Genomic DNA, 19,383 nt, shown 5'->3' with positions numbered 1-19,383 from the left:
CTTCAAGATGCCTTATTTTTTTCTCATAGATTGGATGGCTGCTCTCGTTTTATCGATATAACCGGTTGTCGTTTCATACTGCTCAGCCGCCATGCCTAAAAACAAAACATCAATTATAAAAAGCTGGGCGAGGCGGGAGGAAGTGGCCGCACTTCGAATCAAGGCTTCATTGGAATGGGCTGTATACAAAGGGACATCAGCCAGTGCGGAGACGGATGTCTGACTGAATTGTGTGATGCTGATCGTTGTAATGCCTTTTTCCTTAGCCATGGCGAACAGTTCAACGATTTCTTGTGTCTCTCCTGAAAACGAAATGGCGAATACGATGTCGTCTTTATCTGCATTTGCGATTAAAGATGCCACAAGATGAGTGTCTGTAAACGCAGTTGCTTGTTTATGAATGCGAAGCCACTTTTGCTGGGCGTCCTTGGCGACAATGCCGGAAGCCCCGAGGCCGATAAAATGCACAGTATGAGCTTTGAGAAGCAGAGAAACCGCTCGTTCAAGCTCTTTGTAGTCCATCAGGTCTGAAGTATCCTGAATGGCTTGAATGGCATTGCCGGCCGTTTTTTCGGAAATGGAGGGCAGCGGCTCGTGGGGAACAATATCCCGGTAGCCCTGAAACGTAGGCTTTGCCAGATCGCCTGCTACTCTCATTTTTAAATCTTGAAATCCTTTTAAACCGAGTGATTTGCAGAGCCTGATGACGGCAGCGTCACTTGAATTGGCTAAGGCGCTGATTTCGTTGACCGTGCTTTCGATTGCTTTGTGGGGATGGGCTAGGATATAATCTGCAAGTTTGCGCTCGGATGGAGGGAGCTTATGCTTCATTGATTGGATGATCGCTAAACCGCCTGTGGCCATTCTAGTTCTCTCCTTATCATGGATGGTAATGTTCGATTGCTTTGTCAATGAAACCGTTTGCTTCATCGAGTAATGTCTTTGCTTGTTTCTGATCTGTGCTTGTTTTGAGCATGACGATTGCTGTTTTAACGTGATGATCGGCTTGTTCCAGAGTGTATCTGGCTGTGTCGTATGAAGCGTTTGTAAGGCTTTGGATGATGCTGATGGCGCGTTCTTTTAGTTTTTTGTTGCTGACGTTGACGTCTACCATCAAGTTTTCGTAAACCTTGCCGATTTTGACCATTACAGCGGTAGATATCATGTTTAGAATCATTTTATGAGCGGTTGCGGCTTTCATACGTGTTGATCCTGTAATGGCCTCAGGTCCGACGACAACCTCAATGCTGTGATCCGCATCCTTGCTGATGGCGGAATTTTCATTGCAAGTAAGGGCGATGGTGTGTGCTCCGACTTTGCGGGCGTATCTTAGGGCGCCTGCGGCGTAGGGTGTGCGGCCGCTTGCTGCGATGGCAATGACGGTGTCATTTGAAGTGAGCTGTATGTTTCTTAAATCTTCAGCTCCTGCTTCTTCACTGTCTTCAATGCCCTCTGCTGCCTGTAAAAAGGCTTCGGGGCCTCCAGCCATGATTCCGATGACCTGATCTGGGCTTACGCTGTAGGTGGGAGGACATTCAACAGCATCCATGACGCCGAGTCTGCCGCTTGTGCCGGCGCCTGTATATATGAGCCGGCCTCCATTTTGAAACGATTCATATGCGCAGTCTACAGCTGTTTTGATGTCGGGGAGAACCTCCTGAACGGCTGCAGCGACTTTCATATCTTCGTTGTTGATCATTTTAAGGATGCCGAGAGTGTTTGCTTTGTGGATTTCAACTGTTTGGCTATTGCGTGATTCCGTTGTGAGACGGTGAAGGTTTAATGGTTCTGACATGAGGATGCCCCCTGTTTTAAAATGATATATCTCAATATTCAGTATATTCATTTCTGTTATGATATTTCAACTATGTTTTTAAATTTTTGAAATTTTATTTCACTTAAGACTATAAGAAATGATGAAGGATCAACTGTTCTCCAAGCGGCCCGATTCTTCGCCGTCCTTTATCAAGGAACCCGCTTTTCATATAAAGGTGTTTTGCGCGTATGTTCAGATGATTGACGGCCAAGATGATTTCGTCGCACCATGGAAAATATCCGCTCACAAAAGCGGGAAGCAAAAGCATGGCTTTTTTCGCATAGCCTTTTCCGTGATGCACAGCGTTTAAAGACAGGGAGCTGAGCAGTAAAGCAAATGGATTGTTAGAATAGGAAGCAAGCGTTTCTTTTGATGCATGTAAAATGAAAAAACCGACTGGAAGGTCGTCTTTTAAGATGACAACCGGGTATCGGTCCTGTATGCCCAGAGCCTGAGACAGCACCTCTTTCGGGAGGGAGGTAAAGCGTTTGTCATCGTTGGTGAGCGTGAATGATTGGAGCTCGGGCAAGTGTTCAGGCTTATAGAAGGATAAAGAAATGTCTTGAGTCATGGGGTGGCCTCCTTACAATATGTCGTTAAGCTCGTTTTCCGAAATGACGCGGTAGCCCGCTTGTTTTAACAGTGCGGCGGTTACTCCGCTGCCGGTGATTTTTTTGCCAGAGAATGTGCCGTTATAGATAAAACCGCTTCCGCAAGATGGACTGTTTTCTTTTAATATGACGGCAGAAGCGTTGATTTCTTTTGCGTAAGCCAATGTTTTCGCGGCGCCTTCCATATATAGTTCTGTGACGTCTTCTCCTGAAGCTGTCACGATTTTCGCTGTTCCATTGAGGACATCCTCGCCAGTGCCTCCTATGATTTCTGCGGGTTCGCGTGGGGTAGAGAAGCCGCCGAGAAGTTCAGGGCAAGCCATGACTGCTTTCTTTTCATCGACTAGTTTTCTGATTTTCTCCGACGCTGCGTGAGAGCCGTTATATCTGCATTCAATGCCTCCAAGGCAAGAACTGACTAGTATCATATTGGTTTCTCCTCTCTTGCTTTGCTTGTCTCTATCATAAAATAAATGGCTTTAGTTGGGAGGCTTTTTCAGTTAAAAAAGGAGTTAAAAAGTTTGAAAATAAAAAATTTAATTTTTCTCTTTACAAACAGGGGGTGACCTGTATATAATAACTTTTGTCAGCTCGACGAGAACACAACGGCCCGTTGGTCAAGCGGTTAAGACACCGCCCTTTCACGGCGGTAACACGGGTTCGAATCCCGTACGGGTCACCATTTGGAGGATTAGCTCAGCTGGGAGAGCATCTGCCTTACAAGCAGAGGGTCGGCGGTTCGAGCCCGTCATCCTCCACCATCTTGCCGGTGTAGCTCAATTGGTAGAGCAACTGACTTGTAATCAGTAGGTTGGGGGTTCAAGTCCTCTTGCCGGCACTGTTTTTTCAAAATTTTATGTGGAGGGGTAGCGAAGTGGCTAAACGCGGCGGACTGTAAATCCGCTCCCTCAGGGTTCGGCAGTTCGAATCTGCCCCCCTCCACCATTATTGGGCTATAGCCAAGCGGTAAGGCAACGGACTTTGACTCCGTCATGCGTTGGTTCGAATCCAGCTAGCCCAGTCACAGACACCTTTGATCAAAAGGTGTCTTTTTTCTTTTCGGAAAAATCATTCCAACTTCTAACTGTTCAGTCTGTATAATAATTTTAAAAATATGTTAAGGTAGTTTATTCACGAATTACCATCTACACCCTGCCAAAAATTTGATAAACTTATTTTATAAAAAAATTGAAACCTTTTGAAACGAAGCTCGTATACATACAGACCGGTGAAGGCAGAGGTTAGATAAATATGGAAATGATGATTAAAAAAAGAATTAAACAAGTCAAAAAAGGCGACCAGAATGCATTTGCGGACATCGTAGATATTTACAAAGATAAAATTTATCAGCTTTGCTACCGTATGCTTGGCAATGTGCATGAGGCGGAGGATATTGCACAGGAAGCTTTCATCAGAGCGTACGTTAATATCGACAGTTTTGATATTAACCGGAAATTTTCAACTTGGCTTTATCGAATCGCGACCAATTTGACCATTGACCGCATTCGCAAAAAGAAGCCGGATTATTACCTCGATGCAGAGGTGGCTGGTACGGAAGGCTTGACCATGTATTCTCAAATCGCCGCAGATGGTGTTTTGCCTGAAGATGCAGTTGTGTCGCTGGAGCTCTCAAACACGATACAGCAGAAAATTTTAAAGCTTCCTGACAAATACAGAACAGTCATCGTATTAAAGTATATTGACGAACTCTCATTAATTGAAATCGGGGAGATTCTAAATATTCCTGTGGGGACTGTGAAAACGCGGATTCACAGAGGCAGAGAGGCTCTTAGAAAACAATTAAGGGATCTTTAAGTGGGGTGATGAAATGAGCTGTCCTGAACAAATTGTGCAGCTTATGCATATGCATCTTGATGGAGATATCCTTCCAAAAGATGAACACGTATTAAATAAACATCTGGAGACATGCGAGAAATGCAGAAAGCATTTTTACGAGATGGAGAAATCCATAGCGCTCGTACGGAGCACATCGCATGTCGAAGCCCCCGCGGATTTTACCGCTAATGTCATGGCAAAATTGCCTAAGGAGAAGAAAAGAGCTTCTGTAAAAAGATGGTTCAGATCCCATCCCGTTATCGCAGCTGCTGCGGTATTCATCATTTTGATGGGCGGGGGTTTTTTTAACAGCTGGCATAATGACCACAATTTCAGCGTGTCCAAGCAGCCGAATCTTGTGGTTCATAACCATACTGTGACCGTGCCAGAAGGTGAGACGGTCAAAGGTGATGTCACTGTTAAAAACGGCAAGCTGATTATTAAAGGCAAAATAGACGGGGATGTAACCGTCGTAAACGGCGAAAAGTATATGGCCTCTGCTGGACAAGTCACCGGTCAGATTGAAGAAATCAATCAATTATTCGATTGGACATGGTACAAGATGAAGTCTGCGGGGAAAAGTGTACTCGATGCATTCAGTCCGAAGGGAGAAGAGTAAAGCGCGTTAGCCGCTTTGCTCTTTTTTTGCGGGCTGAGAGGGCTGGCACATTTCACTTGCTAAATCGAAATGTGGTATAATGGGCTCGCTATGTAAAGTACATATGCGTAACACGTAAAACACAAAATACGAAATGACTGAAATCTTGGAGGACGAGGAAATGGCTTTTGAGGATATCCCTTTTTTGCAGTACCTCGGCAATGCCGTTGATATTCTCCTTGTTTGGTATGTGATATATAAATTGATTATGGTGATACGCGGCACGAAAGCGGTTCAGCTGTTAAAAGGAATTGTAGTCATCGTGCTTGTTCGTATGGCCAGCCAATATTTGGGCCTCAGCACACTTCAATGGCTGATGGACCAAGCGATAACATGGGGATTTTTAGCAATTATTATTATTTTTCAGCCTGAGCTGAGAAGAGCGCTTGAACAGTTAGGCCGCGGCCGCTTTTTTTCGAGGAGCGGCACGCCTGTTGAAGAAGCGCAGCAGAAAACGATTGAGGCCATTACAAAAGCAATCAATTATATGGCGAAACGCCGTATAGGCGCCCTGCTGACCATTGAGCGGGATACTGGAATGGGGGATTATATTGAGACTGGCATACCACTAAATGCCAAAGTCAGCTCTGAGCTGCTGATCAATATTTTTATCCCAAACACCCCGCTTCATGACGGTGCGGTGATTATGAAAAATAATGAAATTGCCGCGGCCGCCTGTTATCTGCCGCTTTCTGAGAGCCCGTTTATTTCAAAAGAACTGGGCACGCGGCACAGAGCGGCTGTCGGTATCAGTGAAGTAACAGACAGTTTGACGATTATTGTGTCTGAAGAGACCGGCGGCGTCAGTGTGGCAAAGAACGGCGACCTTCACAGAGAGCTTACAGAAGAAGCGCTGAAAGAAATGCTTGAAGCCGAGTTTAAGAAAAACACCAGAGACACTTCTTCTAACCGCTGGTATTGGAGGGGCAAGAAAAATGGATAAATTCTTAAACAACCGCTGGGCTGTGAAAATCATTGCTCTGCTTTTCGCGCTCTTGCTTTATGTGGCGGTTAACAGCAACCAAGCACCGACTCCCAAAAAACCGGGTGAATCTTTCTTTCCGACATCAACAACTGATGAAGCAACTCTGACTGATATTCCGGTTAAAGCGTATTATGATGATGAAAATTACGTCGTGACGGGTGTTCCGCAAACGGTTAATGTCACGATAAAAGGCTCGACAAGCGCCGTGAAAAAGGCTCGGCAGACCAAAAACTTTGAAATATATGCTGATATGGAACATTTGAAAACCGGCACACATAAGGTTGAGCTTAAGGCCAAAAACGTGTCGGATGGGCTGACAATCTCAATTAATCCGTCTGTTACGACAGTGACCATTCAGGAACGGACGACCAAAAGTTTTCCCGTAGAAGTGGAGTACTACAACAAAAGCAAGATGAAAAAAGGCTATTCTCCGGAGCAGCCGATTGTCAGTCCGAAAAATGTGCAGATTACCGGATCGAAAAATGTCATCGATAATATTTCTCTTGTAAAAGCTTCAGTGAATTTGGAAAACGCAGATGAAACGATTGAAAAGGAAGCGAAAGTGACTGTCTATGATAAAGACGGAAACGCGCTTCCTGTCGACGTGGAGCCCTCGGTCATCAAGATTACGGTTCCGGTGACAAGCCCGAGTAAAAAAGTGCCCTTTAAAATTGAACGGACAGGAAGCCTTCCTGACGGTGTCAGCATAGCGAATATTGAATCCAGCCCCAGTGAGGTAACGGTTTACGGCTCACAGGATGTGTTGGATTCTCTTGAATTTATTGACGGCGTCAGCTTAGATTTAAGTAAAATTAACAAGGATTCCGATATCGAGGCAGATATTCCGCTTCCTGACGGTGTCAAAAAAATCTCACCGTCAAAGGTGACTTTGCATATAGAAGTCGATAGTGAAGCGGATCAGAAGTTCGAGAATGTCCCTATCAAGACTGTAGGGCTGAGCAGCTCACAAAACATTGAATTTCTTGATCCTGAATCACAAGCGATAGATGTAACGGCTAAAGGCTCTCCCACGAATATAAATAAACTGAAAAAATCAGATATTGAATTGTATGTGAATGTTTCAGATTTAGAGGACGGGGAGCATAGCGTGAAGCTTGAAGTGAACGGGCCACAGAATGTAACTTGGTCCTTGGGGCGGAAAAACGCCAAAATCAAGCTGACGTCTAAGAAAAGCAATACATCAACGAATGATAACAGCAGCAATACATCAGGGAACCAGGATCACACAGATAAACAAACAAATGATCAAAAGAACAATCAGCAAGAAGATACAAAGAACACTGATAAAAACAGCAACGATCAAAACCAAGACGAAAATAAAGATCAAAACCAAGATCAGGATGAGGATGAATCCACTGCGAATTCATCCTCATCGGAATAAAAAAGGAGCGATTATAAAATGGGCAAGTATTTTGGAACAGACGGTGTAAGAGGTGTCGCCAATAGTGAGCTTACACCTGAGCTGGCCTTTAAAGTCGGACGTTTCGGCGGTTATGTGCTGACAAAAGACAAACAACGTCCAAAAGTGCTGATAGGCCGCGATACACGCATCTCCGGCCATATGCTGGAGGGAGCCCTTGTCGCCGGACTTTTATCCATTGGCGCAGAAGTCATGCGCCTAGGTGTCATTTCTACACCAGGTGTATCTTATTTGACAAAAGCGATGGATGCAGAGGCGGGCGTCATGATTTCCGCTTCTCATAACCCAGTGCAGGATAACGGCATCAAATTCTTTGGGGGAGATGGATTTAAGCTTTCTGATGAACAGGAGGCTGAAATTGAGCGCCTGATGGACGAACCTGAGGATAAGCTGCCAAGACCTGTCGGAGCAGACCTTGGACTTGTAAACGATTATTTTGAAGGCGGACAAAAATATCTGCAATTCTTAAAACAGACAGCTGATGAAGATTTCACAGGCATTCATGTGGCATTGGACTGTGCCCATGGCGCAACGTCATCCTTGGCGACACACCTGTTTGCTGATTTAGATGCAGATGTTTCTACAATGGGGACTTCCCCGAACGGATTAAACATTAATGACGGCGTCGGTTCGACTCATCCCGAAGCGCTCAGCGCGTTTGTCAAAGAGAAAAACGCGGATCTCGGTCTTGCGTTCGACGGTGACGGCGACCGCCTGATTGCTGTCGATGAAAAAGGAAATATTGTAGACGGCGACCAAATCATGTACATATGCTCAAAACATCTGAAATCAGAGGGCCGTTTAAAGGATGATACAGTGGTTTCAACCGTGATGAGCAACCTCGGCTTCTATAAGGCGCTCGAAAAAGAAGGCATCAAAAGCGTACAGACAGCTGTCGGCGACCGCTACGTAGTAGAAGCAATGAAAAAAGACGGCTATAACGTCGGCGGAGAGCAGTCAGGACATCTTATTTTCCTTGATTACAACACGACAGGGGACGGATTATTGTCTGCTATTATGCTGATGAACACTTTGAAAGCAACAGGCAAGCCGCTGTCAGAGCTTGCAGTTGAAATGCAGAAGTTCCCGCAACTGTTAGTCAATGTGAGAGTGACTGATAAATATAAAGTTGAAGAAAATGAAAAAGTAAAAGCAATTATTTCTGAAGTTGAAAAAGAAATGAACGGCGACGGCCGGATTTTGGTGCGCCCTTCAGGAACTGAACCGCTCGTCCGTGTCATGGCTGAAGCGAAGACGAAAGAGCTGTGCGATGAGTATGTCAATCGCATTGTTGAAGTCGTCCGGTCAGAAATGGGATTAGAGTAACGAAGTCTATTATCAGAGAGTGAACAAGACAAGCGAGGTTTACATAAGATAATTGTGAGACATACGGCAAAGTTGTTTAAAAAACAATTGACCGTTTATGCCACATGTTGTAAAATCAAGCTTGTCTTGTTCTTATTTTCTCAATAGGAACAGAAGACGGGATTATTGCTTTACCTATAATTATAGCGCCCGAACTAAGCGCCCGGAAAAAGGCTTAGTTGACGAGGATGGAGGTTATCGAATTTTCGGCGGATGCCTCCCGGCTGAGTATGCAGATCACAGCCGTAAGGATTTCTTCAAACCAAGGGGGTGACTCCTTGAACAAAGAGAAATCACATGATCTTCCAAAAAACATGTAGGAGGGGACGATTGAAAGTCCCCTTGAAATTTGACTTTCTTCGTCTCCTTTTACAATCTTAGGAGGAAGAAAAATATGTGTGGAATCGTAGGTTATATCGGTCAGCTTGATGCGAAGGAAATTTTGTTAAAAGGGTTAGAAAAGCTTGAGTATCGCGGCTATGACTCTGCTGGTATTGCTGTTGCCAACGAACAGGGAATCCATGTGTTCAAAGAAAAAGGACGCATTGCAGATCTTCGTGAAGTTGTGGATGCCAATGTAGAAGCGAAAGCCGGAATTGGGCATACTCGCTGGGCTACACACGGCGAACCAAGCTATCTGAACGCTCACCCGCATCAAAGCGCACTGGGCCGCTTTACACTTGTTCACAACGGCGTGATCGAGAACTATGTTCAGCTGAAGCAAGAGTATTTGCAAGATGTAGAGCTCAAAAGTGACACCGATACAGAAGTAGTCGTTCAAGTAATCGAGCAATTCGTCAATGGAGGACTTGAGACAGAAGAAGCGTTCCGCAAAACACTTACACTGTTAAAAGGCTCTTATGCAATTGCTTTATTCGATAACGACAACAGAGAAACGATTTTTGTAGCGAAAAACAAAAGCCCTCTATTAGTAGGTCTTGGAGATACATTCAACGTCGTAGCATCTGATGCGATGGCGATGCTTCAAGTAACCAACGAATACGTAGAGCTGATGGATAAAGAAATGGTTATCGTCACTGATGACCAAGTTGTCATCAAAAACCTTGATGGTGACGTGATTACACGTGCGTCTTATATTGCTGAGCTTGATGCCAGTGATATCGAAAAAGGCACGTACCCTCACTACATGTTGAAAGAAACGGATGAGCAGCCTGTTGTTATGCGCAAAATCATCCAAACGTATCAAGATGAAAACGGCAAGCTGTCTGTGCCTGGCGATATCGCTGCCGCTGTAGCGGAAGCGGACCGCATCTATATCATTGGCTGCGGAACAAGCTACCATGCAGGACTTGTCGGTAAACAATATATTGAAATGTGGGCAAACGTCCCGGTTGAAGTGCATGTAGCGAGTGAATTCTCCTACAACATGCCGCTTCTGTCTAAGAAACCGCTCTTCATTTTCCTTTCTCAAAGCGGAGAAACAGCAGACAGCCGCGCGGTACTCGTTCAAGTCAAAGCGCTCGGACACAAAGCCCTGACAATCACAAACGTACCTGGATCAACGCTTTCTCGTGAAGCTGACTATACATTGCTGCTTCATGCAGGCCCTGAGATCGCTGTTGCGTCAACGAAAGCATACACTGCACAAATCGCAGTTCTTGCGGTTCTTGCTTCTGTGGCTGCTGACAAAAACGGCATCGATATCGGATTTGACCTCGTCAAAGAACTCGGTATCGCTGCAAACGCAATGGAAGCTCTATGCGACCAGAAAGACGAAATGGAAATGATCGCCCGTGAATACCTGACTGTATCCAGAAACGCTTTCTTCATCGGACGCGGCCTTGACTACTTCGTATGTGTCGAAGGCGCACTGAAGCTGAAAGAGATTTCTTACATCCAGGCAGAAGGTTTTGCCGGCGGTGAGCTAAAGCACGGAACGATTGCCTTGATCGAACAAGGAACACCAGTATTCGCACTGGCAACTCAAGAGCATGTAAACCTAAGCATCCGCGGAAACGTCAAAGAAGTTGCCGCTCGCGGAGCAAACACATGCATCATCTCACTGAAAGGCCTAGACGATGCGGATGACAGATTCGTATTGCCGGAAGTAAACCCAGCGCTTGCTCCGTTGGTATCTGTTGTTCCATTGCAGCTGATCGCTTACTATGCTGCACTGCATCGCGGCTGTGATGTGGATAAACCTCGTAACCTTGCGAAGAGTGTTACTGTGGAGTAATAAATGTTTAACCCCTTTGGATAAGATTATCTAAAGGGGTGTTTTTATGTCCAAAAGCGAAAGAACGTCTACAGTGGAAAAATGGATTAAAGAAGTTGATGGTACAGGACCCGACTATCGATCGACCATGGCTATAGATTTAAGATGTTTCCTCATTAGATCGGTCAATCAGGTTAAAAGGCATTAAAACTTGGAGAGAAACTGCTTTTGCCTAACTGAGTTTTCTAATGTTAATACAGATATAAGAGAGCAGTTCCTCATTAAGATACGCTTTTGATAGCAGTTGGAATTTAGCATGCTAGAAATCCGAAAACCGGAGAGCCTATTGGAATGATAACGTGTTTTTTTATTGACAATTAATAAAGGGCAAAGAATTCTAGAAGTCGCACTTACAATGTACTTGTGGGATTAGGTTTTAAAGTTCATTCTTTTTTTATTGAGTACATTCCGGTTAAAGTTGAAATGATTCAGTAAAGGACACGCCATAAATAAAAGGTAGCGTATGATTGCCATTCTTTCCATGGAACCGATATTTCTAAGATTTCATCTTTCGTAGGCTTTCGGTTCATATTACGTAATATTTTTATCGAATGAATAAGACCCACATCATCGATTGGAAAAGCTGTCGGGAACCTAAGGCAGCGCATTAGAACATAATTGGCTGTCCAAGGACCGATTCCTCGTATTTTAATTAAGTTTTTTTCAGCATCTTTAAAGTTCATTTTCATTAATTTTTCCCTCGATAATTCTCCACTTGCCATTAATCTGGCTATTCCAATGATATATTCACTTTTTTTTACCGTCATTTTAATATCTGCCAGGTCGGTAGGGGTTAACCGTGCAATTCGCTCGTACGGTGGGAACACCCAATACTTTTTACCATTCCATTCAATAGAATCGCCAAATGCTTCTACAAATTGCTTCTTTAAGGAGTACGCGAAGGCTAAGTTAATTTGTTGCCCTAAAACTCCCCAACATAAAGCTTCAAATAAATCGGGAATGCCGATCACTCGCAACCCATAAAATTTTCGGGCAGGCATTTTAAGTAATGGATCTGCTTTTGCCATTTCATAAAATGGAGTTAAATCGTTATCAAGATCAAACCATTCATGAATATATTTTACAATCTCTTCCCGTTTCCACTGCTCAACAGGTCTAGAATCGTTTAGGAATTGAACAATCATTTGTTTATTATTGATTACGCTTACCTGCACTAAGGACCGAATTTCCCCAATGGCTATAACTTTTGTAATGATATTGTTCTCTATTTCATACATGCATTCATTTTTTTCCCTGGTTAGGTAGCCAAGGTTAGCATTCATGTCGAAAATTTCAGGTAATGTAATGACAATAACATCATTGACTTCATGCCATGTCACTTTTTCTTTCTCCTTATCTTAAATAATTATAAGAAAACTCACGCTGGTTGAAATTAGTTTATCACATAATCATCTTTACTCATTTTGTTATCTTGCTATTACATTCTAACCACCTTATTTTTTTCTATTTATGAGGTTATAGTGTAGTTATCAAGATTGCTAAACGGGAGTAGATAAAAATGGCCCAAGATATAAAAAACGCGTGTCGAAAATTTAAATTGGGATTCAATTCAAACTGAATTAGATGAGCATTGTAAGGAGAGGTGAGATAAATGCCGGATAGTATCAATAACGGACATAAAGAGAGCCATGAGCATAGAATTTCGAATGATGCAGAAATGATAACAGATGAAAAGTGGCAAGCAATTATAAATAATGATGCAGCGTACAATAATCAATTTTTCTACGCTGTAAAATCGACAGGGATATTCTGTAAACCATCCTGTAAATCTCGTGTTCCGAAAAAAGAGAATGTATGTATTTTTCCAAACGCAGAACAAGCTCTCCGCGCAAATTTTCGCCCTTGTAAACGTTGCAAGCCCACTAATGAAAAAATGCCTGATCGCGAGTGGGTTGATTTAATTACTGAATATATTGATAAAAATTTCTCAGAAAAATTAACGCTAGAATCGTTAGCAGATATTTGTCATGGGAGTCCGTATCATCTGCATCGAACATTTAAAAAAATTAAAGGCATTACACTGGTTGAGTATATACAACAAGTTAGAGTACACGCGGCTAAAAAGTATTTGATTCAGACAAATAAAGCGATTGGAGATATCGCTACATGTGTGGGTATGGCTAACGCGCCTTATTTTATTACTTTATTTAAAAAGAAAACTGGACAGACACCAGCACAATTTCGTCAAATGAGTAAAATGGAGGAAACGTACAATGGAAACAAAGAATAAAGCAACCCTTTATTGGTCTTTATTAATGTTCAAGGATTGGAATTTTTATATTGCTTCAACTTTAAAGGGGCTTGTGTTTGTAGGCTCACAGAACAAACCAATCGAGGAATTGTTCGAATGGGCTAAGAAACGCTTTCCAGGAAGTCTTCTTGTTGAAGATGATGATAAGCTTGAACCCTATGCCGTTGAAATCACTCAATATCTAGAAGGAAAGCGGAAAAACTTTACTGTTCCAGTTGAGTACGCCGGTACGCAATTTCAGATAGCCGTCTGGAATGCACTTTGTGAAATTCCTTATGGACAGACGAAATCCTATTCCGACATTGCAAATGATATAAATAAACCAGCAGCTGTTCGTGCTGTAGGTGCGGCTATTGGGGCTAATCCGGTATTAATTACTGTACCGTGCCATCGTGTAATAGGAAAGAATGGCTCATTAACTGGCTATCGGGGCGGATTTGAAATGAAGACACTGCTCCTCGATCTGGAAAAGCGAGCTTCATCTGAAATGGATGTTCCTCATTGAAAGTGAATCATCTATAATGGGTTGGATTATTTTAGAGGAAAGTAAAGACCAGTTTACTGATAAACTTGACAACTTTTAAAATTTATCATATCTTATACGTAACTTAATAATCGATGCCGATGTTTATTTTTCCTTTTAAAATATGTAGGCCTTTAGCATTCTTTTCATATTTCATTTTAAATATTGATAGGATGAAAAAGCATCCTAACTAAAAAGGAAGAGAAACATAAGTCGATTTATTTGATAATCAGGACTATATTAAAGGAAATTAAACATAGCATAAAGTAAAGACCAATAATAAGGTAGCTCTTCAAAAAACTTCGCTGAAGTTAGTTGAAGTGAAGCCGACAATTTTCAGGATTCAATGATCTAACATAATCATTGAAATTTTGAAGTTGTCGGCTTTTTTGTTGGAAAAAAATAGAGATAAATAAAAATTGAAATAAATAATAGACAAATATGATCTGATTGAAAGGTCTTTTGACCAATAATGAGTTTTAAAAAAGGGAGAATTTAGAATGTTAGTTTCGCTGAGTTTGTCATCATTATTAACATTATTTTTTATTATGCTTATGGCTTCTGGGATTAGTGGACTATTGTTTTTACATCCGCGAGTACCCTTGAGTTTTGTTCGCATTCATATTGGGATCTTGGCTTTACCACTTTTGGTTTCCTTACTGATTCTTGCCAATAGTGGTGTGAGTGGAAATGTTGGCCCTTGGCACTTAGATTCCTTAGCTTGTTTAATGACTTTCTTTGTTCTTGCAATTGGATTCATCATTCAGCGTTTTTCTGTACGTTACTTAATGGGGGATCGATCTTATCGAAAATATTTTACGCTTTTTACTTTCACAACAGGAGCTGCTTCAATGACATGGTTAAGTGGTGATCTCCGCTTGATGGTTCTATTTTGGGGTGCGACTCTTGTTGGATTAACCTTACTTATTAGGTTAAACAGTGCTTGGCAAGTGGCTAGTGAAGCAGCCAAAATTTCTGGACGGTTATTTTTGTTAAGTTGGTTTTCTTTGTTTTTTGCGATGATGTGGCTTTTTCATGCCACAGGTCAATGGCAGTTATCATTGGTTGTAACAAATGAAAGTATAGCTGGGCTGGGAGAATGGGAGAGAACAGGGATTCAGCTATTGATTGTACTGGCTGTGATCATTCCTGCAGGTCAATGGCCATTCCAAAGATGGTTGGTTGAGTCTATTGTTGCTCCAACCCCTGTTTCTGCAATTATGCATGCAGGTTTAGTAAATGCAGGAGGAATAATACTAACTCGATTTTCACCTCTATTTCATGGTGGTATCGCTTCGATTATCTTACTTCTGCTTGCTAGCATTTCTGTATTGATTGGAACTGGAATTAGTTTAGTCCAGGTTGATTATAAACGTCAGTTAGTAGGCTCCACGATTGGACAAATGGGGTTTATGCTCATTCAGTGTGCATTAGGCGCCTATATAGCAGCCATTATTCATCTTATTTTACATGGTTTATTCAAAGCTACGTTGTTTCTACAAGCTGGTTCAGCAGTAGGGCGTCATGAAGTATCGGCTCGCACTAATGAAAGAGCATCCTATTTATGGGTCATGGCTGGTCGGATTTTATCCTTAGTAATAGGCGTTGCTTTTTGGCTCGCTGCTCCTGGAGAGGGATATCAATTCATTAGTGCGCTGATCCTAGGGTGGTCATTGTCCGTTTCTTGGAATCAGCTTGTCGCTTTTGGAGAGGGCCGAATTGGCCGAATTGCCGGCTTAACTGTTTTAGGAGGAGCAGCCCTCGTATATTTTATCATTCATAACCTTTTCTATAAGTGGCTGCATACAACCATTTTTCAAAGTGTTCAACCTCCAATGTCAGCTATCATGATTGTCGTATGTCTCTTATTATTTGGCAGTGCTTTAGGTACATGGGTTGCTCGTTATCGTTCTTCCGTTTTTTTCACGGTGCTCTATCTTTGGTTAGTTCGATTAGGTGAAGCAAAACCAAAGTCAGTAGAGAGTCACCCAGACTACCTTAAACAATATATTTCATAAGGAGCTAATCTGAGATGGGCATTACATCCGTATTAACGAAAGATAATGTAAAAAAGATAGATACAGATATTGATGTTCAAGAAAGGGATCTTAACGTTTTCATTACATCTGCCAGCCGAGTGATTGCGCCACTTTGGCCTATTTCTACATTTGCTGCACGTAATCCGTGGATGGGACTTGAAAACCAACCTTTTGATCAGGTTGCAAGTTGGTTGAAAAACACTCGCGATGTTGATATATACCCTAGTGCGTCTATGATCCGTTCAGCAAAGAATAAAGGTGAGATTGATGAAGATTTTGTGGAAATGGGGCTGCAGCGTTGGCTTGATTCACATTCTTATCACATCCCACGGGACGTGGCAGAGCGATTTTGTCATGCTGCATTAAAGTTAGATCCCCTGCCTTCCGACCTTTTATCATCACATGAGCTGGAGAAATTAGTAGGTGAATGTAGTGGATTGGATCATATCGAGAATGTGTTTATGCAACCACTAAGTTCGTATATAGAGAATCAAGATGGTGAAAGGCTAGTCAATATACTAGATCATCATGTCATTAAGTGGAGTAAATTATATCTTGATGACTCTCAAGCAGGCTGGACAATGCCTAATCGTGAGGAAGGTTTCTATCGTGCTTGGCAGCATCTTATTCAATATGATCCAGCACTTAGCAAAAAGCAGCGAGAAAGGGTAAAGGGTTGGCCGAAAGAGGCACATTTGGCTTTACAGAAAGCTTTATTCGCACTAGAAATCCCAGAGTCAGAAATCCAGACTTATCTTGAAGGTCATTTACTTTCATTACCTGGATGGGCAGGGATGATGCTTTGGCGCTCCCAACAATCGAGCCACGAACATGCACTCCTAACAGAATATTTAGCGGTTCGAATATCCATGGAGTGGGCTCTTATAAAGCCATACTTACCTTTGACTAATGAACGATCTAAGAAAACAATTTCAATTGCTCCCCTTATAGCAGCTTGGATTCATTGGGGTGGGCTTACATTAGAAGAATGGTCACAGATGACGGCCATTGAACAAAACGAATATCTATCATTTGCCTACAGCTTTGATGAGAAACTTCGCAAGAAACTTTGGTTAGAAGCTTGGGAACAAACGTACACTGATCGATTAAGCCAGAAGATTATCTCGAAACAACGTGAAACCGGCCGTAAAAAATCTGCATTAGCTCAATTAGCATTCTGCATCGATGTACGATCAGAACCTTTTCGTCGTCAACTAGAAAAAGAAGGCCCGTTTGAAACGATTGGTATTGCTGGTTTCTTCGGGGTGCCGATTGCAACTTGTGAACTTGGCAGTAAACACAGTCATGCTTCCTTGCCGATCATACAAAAACCGCAAAATAAAATAAAAGAGTTCGCAGATGAGGATGTATTCAAAAAATACAATCAACGGAAGCAAGCAATTCATTCTTTAAGCCATACCTTTAAAACGATGAAGCAGAATGCGCTTTCGAGCTTACTACTGCCTGAGCTAAGCGGACCTTGGCTTACTCTGCAAATGGCAGCCCGTAGCTTTGTGCCAAGAAAGGCGGGTCGTTTCATTCGTAATCTCCGTGAGGCTTGGTTGCGCAAACCTGATACAAAACTCTCGCTTCATCATGATGCTACAGAGGCAGAAATACCTGTGGGTTTTACTGATGAAGAAAAAGTGAACTATGCTCGCCAAGCATTAAAAATGATGGGGTTAACAGAGAACATCGCACCATTGGTCGTGATTTGCGGGCATGGCAGTCAAAGTACTAATAATCCTTATTCTGCAGCCCTTGATTGTGGTGCCTGCGGTGGAGCGGCCGGTGGATTCAATGCAAGAGTTTTAGCTGCTTTATGTAATCTATCAGAGGTACGAGAAGTTCTTTTAACTGAAGGAATTAAAATCCCTGAGGATACGGTTTTTGCGGCAGCTGAACATAATACAACGGTGGATGAATTACATTGGCTTTATGTACCAGAGCTTTCCGAAGCTGCACAAGAAGCATTTGAACAAATTGAAGCCGTTATGCCGAAAGTGAGACATCATGTAAACGCAGAACGTCTAGCCCAATTACCGAATTTCCAATCGAAGCTAAAAAATCCGAAGGCTGAGGCAAACCGATTTGCGGAAGATTGGAGTGAGATACGTCCGGAATGGGGACTGGCTCGTAATGCCGCCTTTATTATCGGTAAACGTGAACTAACTCAGGATTGTGATTTGGAAGGCAGAGCCTTTCTCCATAATTATGATTGGAAGCAGGATGAAAGCGGTGAACTCCTAGCAAATATTATTGCAGGACCTGGAACTGTAGCCCAATGGATTAATTTACAATATTACGCATCAACGGTAGCACCTCATTATTATGGCAGCGGAAATAAAGCAACTCAAACCGTTACTGCAGGTCTCGGCGTTATGCAGGGGAATGCAAGCGACTTGTTAGCCGGACTGCCTTGGCAATCCGTCATGGAATCAGATCACGAGGCCTATCATTCTCCTCTTCGTTTATTGATACTCATCCAAGCACCTAGAGAATATGTAGAACGGTTATTAAATCATGACTCAGCATTTCTGCAAAAAGTTCAAAATGGATGGGTCCGACTGGCTAATATTGATCCAGAAGGATGTTGGGAAAGCTGGTAATGATGAATCTAAGCATTTATCAAATGGATTTGTTATTCAAAATAAAAATAATAAACATAAGGAAGAGGTGTGCTGTATGAATGTAAACCAAAATAAAAAAGTATTATTTTTGACGGATATTGAAAACGGTTTGGAGCCTATTTTACAAGAAGCGACTAACACTTCTGCAGAGAATATGTTGACTATACAAAGCTATGGTGCCAGTATTTCACATCCTTATGGAGAAATCATGAGGTCTATTATTTTTGCGATTTACCAGGAAGATGTTGAGGAGATTTTTGTAGTAGGACCAAAAGATAAGAAGACTTCCGCAGGTAATGGACTAACTCAACTTGAAACAATGAAAGATAAAATACAAACATTGGATTATCTCTTTCAAAATTGCAAGCCTGAATTTTTAGGTGGTACGGTCGATGAATGGCTAAATGAAAATAGCAGTGACACCATTGAAAAAAGTGTTGATATGATTCGACGTCATCCCCTAGTGCCGTCATATGTTAAAGTTAAAGGTTTATTCGTTCATCATAATGATGGAAAACCCTCAATTATGGAGGGTCCTGATGCTAAAACAGGTCAAGCCATACCTGATCATTGCTTGTCATGATGAAATGCAGGTTCAACTTCTAAACACCATATATGGAGAAAGCAGTTTAAGGAGATTGTATGAGCGCTAATTTAACTGATTTTGTCACGAAAACAATCGAGGAAATGAACTCGTTTGATCGTGAAAATATGGAATGTATGAAAAAACTAATTAGAAAAGCAATTGATTTTTATCATCTAAAATCTTATGAAGAAGTTGAGGAAACCCATTCAGGAAACGTTCGATTTTTGCATGTCCACTCTATGATGGAAGAAAATATGTTATCCAAAATGATAGTGGTCACAAGAAACGGTAAAACTGATTTGGATATTGAAGGTGTATATGAAGGATATGTTGTAAGAGAATATTAATGAGATGAAATCACAAATAGAATATGCCAATTTTTTTG

The 19,383-nt window shown here is 42.2% G+C and carries 18 protein-coding genes and 5 tRNA genes; 18 read left to right on the top strand and 5 right to left on the bottom strand.

Features of this window, described 5'->3' with window-relative positions; all coding sequences use genetic code 11:
* Positions 1-12 precede the first annotated feature (12 nt).
* The 4 genes from NYE22_RS21190 to NYE22_RS21175 form a co-directional block, all read right to left on the bottom strand.
* Positions 13-864 carry a MurR/RpiR family transcriptional regulator gene (locus tag NYE22_RS21190; RefSeq protein WP_021481935.1) on the bottom strand — a complete coding sequence of 284 codons (852 nt, stop codon included), beginning with the start codon at positions 862-864 and terminating at the stop codon, positions 13-15.
* A gap of 16 nt (positions 865-880) precedes the next feature.
* Positions 881-1,795, bottom strand: coding sequence for an N-acetylmuramic acid 6-phosphate etherase (murQ, locus tag NYE22_RS21185; protein ID WP_017694928.1), 915 nt, complete (start codon positions 1,793-1,795; stop codon positions 881-883).
* Positions 1,796-1,904: 109 nt separating this feature from the next.
* Complete coding sequence (locus tag NYE22_RS21180) at positions 1,905-2,387, bottom strand: GNAT family protein (RefSeq protein WP_014475628.1); 483 nt, start codon at positions 2,385-2,387, stop codon at positions 1,905-1,907.
* Positions 2,388-2,399: 12 nt separating this feature from the next.
* Positions 2,400-2,855 (bottom strand): DUF523 domain-containing protein, encoded by a 456-nt coding sequence (locus NYE22_RS21175; protein WP_003234960.1) that lies wholly within the window; start codon positions 2,853-2,855, stop codon positions 2,400-2,402.
* Positions 2,856-3,034: 179 nt separating this feature from the next.
* Here NYE22_RS21175 and NYE22_RS21170 point away from each other — a divergent pair.
* The 12 genes from NYE22_RS21170 (at position 3,035) to NYE22_RS21115 (ending at position 11,096) form a co-directional block, all read left to right on the top strand.
* A tRNA-Glu gene (locus tag NYE22_RS21170) sits at positions 3,035-3,109 on the top strand.
* Between the two features lie 3 nt (positions 3,110-3,112).
* Positions 3,113-3,188: transfer RNA gene (locus tag NYE22_RS21165), tRNA-Val, on the top strand.
* A gap of 4 nt (positions 3,189-3,192) precedes the next feature.
* A tRNA-Thr gene (locus NYE22_RS21160) sits at positions 3,193-3,265 on the top strand.
* A 22-nt stretch (positions 3,266-3,287) separates the two neighbouring features.
* Positions 3,288-3,372: transfer RNA gene (locus NYE22_RS21155), tRNA-Tyr, on the top strand.
* Between the two features lie 4 nt (positions 3,373-3,376).
* Positions 3,377-3,448: transfer RNA gene (locus tag NYE22_RS21150), tRNA-Gln, on the top strand.
* 230 nt (positions 3,449-3,678) lie between these two features.
* On the top strand, positions 3,679-4,242 hold the full coding sequence (gene sigW / locus NYE22_RS21145) for an RNA polymerase sigma factor SigW (RefSeq protein WP_014478649.1): 564 nt from the start codon (positions 3,679-3,681) through the stop codon (positions 4,240-4,242).
* Positions 4,243-4,255: 13 nt separating this feature from the next.
* Positions 4,256-4,882 (top strand): anti-sigma-W factor RsiW, encoded by a 627-nt coding sequence (rsiW, locus tag NYE22_RS21140; protein ID WP_038428286.1) that lies wholly within the window; start codon positions 4,256-4,258, stop codon positions 4,880-4,882.
* A gap of 160 nt (positions 4,883-5,042) precedes the next feature.
* Positions 5,043-5,864, top strand: coding sequence for a diadenylate cyclase CdaA (gene cdaA, locus NYE22_RS21135; protein WP_003223651.1), 822 nt, complete (start codon positions 5,043-5,045; stop codon positions 5,862-5,864).
* Positions 5,857-7,308 carry a CdaA regulatory protein CdaR gene (gene cdaR, locus NYE22_RS21130; RefSeq protein WP_015715137.1) on the top strand — a complete coding sequence of 484 codons (1,452 nt, stop codon included), beginning with the start codon at positions 5,857-5,859 and terminating at the stop codon, positions 7,306-7,308. Before cdaA ends, cdaR begins: the two co-directional genes overlap by 8 nt.
* An 18-nt stretch (positions 7,309-7,326) precedes the next feature.
* Entirely contained in the window at positions 7,327-8,673 is a 1,347-nt protein-coding gene (glmM, locus tag NYE22_RS21125; protein ID WP_342412124.1) for a phosphoglucosamine mutase, read from the top strand.
* Positions 8,674-9,106: 433 nt separating this feature from the next.
* Positions 9,107-10,909, top strand: coding sequence for a glutamine--fructose-6-phosphate transaminase (isomerizing) (gene glmS, locus NYE22_RS21120; RefSeq protein ID WP_015252962.1), 1,803 nt, complete (start codon positions 9,107-9,109; stop codon positions 10,907-10,909).
* Positions 10,910-10,955: 46 nt separating this feature from the next.
* Complete coding sequence (locus NYE22_RS21115; RefSeq protein ID WP_020861257.1) at positions 10,956-11,096, top strand: hypothetical protein; 141 nt, start codon at positions 10,956-10,958, stop codon at positions 11,094-11,096.
* A gap of 280 nt (positions 11,097-11,376) precedes the next feature.
* Here the strand turns inward: NYE22_RS21115 and alkA are convergent, their stop codons facing one another.
* Positions 11,377-12,288, bottom strand: coding sequence for a DNA-3-methyladenine glycosidase II (gene alkA / locus NYE22_RS21110; protein ID WP_003234926.1), 912 nt, complete (start codon positions 12,286-12,288; stop codon positions 11,377-11,379).
* Positions 12,289-12,560: 272 nt separating this feature from the next.
* On the opposite strand from alkA, the gene adaA reads away from it, so the two are divergent.
* From adaA to NYE22_RS21080, 6 genes are all read left to right on the top strand, one after another.
* Positions 12,561-13,199, top strand: coding sequence for a bifunctional transcriptional activator/DNA repair enzyme AdaA (gene adaA / locus NYE22_RS21105; protein WP_342412123.1), 639 nt, complete (start codon positions 12,561-12,563; stop codon positions 13,197-13,199).
* Complete coding sequence (gene adaB, locus NYE22_RS21100; RefSeq protein ID WP_032724778.1) at positions 13,183-13,725, top strand: methylated-DNA--[protein]-cysteine S-methyltransferase; 543 nt, start codon at positions 13,183-13,185, stop codon at positions 13,723-13,725. Before adaA ends, adaB begins: the two co-directional genes overlap by 17 nt.
* A 518-nt stretch (positions 13,726-14,243) precedes the next feature.
* The gene (locus NYE22_RS21095; protein WP_342412122.1) at positions 14,244-15,761 is read left to right on the top strand and encodes an NADH dehydrogenase subunit 5; all 1,518 of its coding nucleotides are present in this window, start codon (positions 14,244-14,246) and stop codon (positions 15,759-15,761) included.
* A gap of 14 nt (positions 15,762-15,775) precedes the next feature.
* Entirely contained in the window at positions 15,776-18,391 is a 2,616-nt protein-coding gene (locus tag NYE22_RS21090) for a YbcC family protein (RefSeq protein ID WP_095315127.1), read from the top strand.
* A 76-nt stretch (positions 18,392-18,467) separates the two neighbouring features.
* A complete protein-coding gene (locus tag NYE22_RS21085; protein ID WP_342412121.1) occupies positions 18,468-18,995 on the top strand; it encodes a carbonic anhydrase in 528 nt (175 codons plus the stop codon).
* Positions 18,996-19,054: 59 nt separating this feature from the next.
* Positions 19,055-19,345 (top strand): DUF6407 family protein, encoded by a 291-nt coding sequence (locus NYE22_RS21080; RefSeq protein WP_014475635.1) that lies wholly within the window; start codon positions 19,055-19,057, stop codon positions 19,343-19,345.
* Positions 19,346-19,383 lie beyond the last annotated feature (38 nt).

The sequence above is a fragment of the Bacillus sp. FSL K6-1560 genome (assembly GCF_038592935.1).
Taxonomy (GTDB): domain Bacteria; phylum Bacillota; class Bacilli; order Bacillales; family Bacillaceae; genus Bacillus; species Bacillus subtilis.
This window is presented reverse-complemented; position numbering and strand designations above follow the sequence as displayed.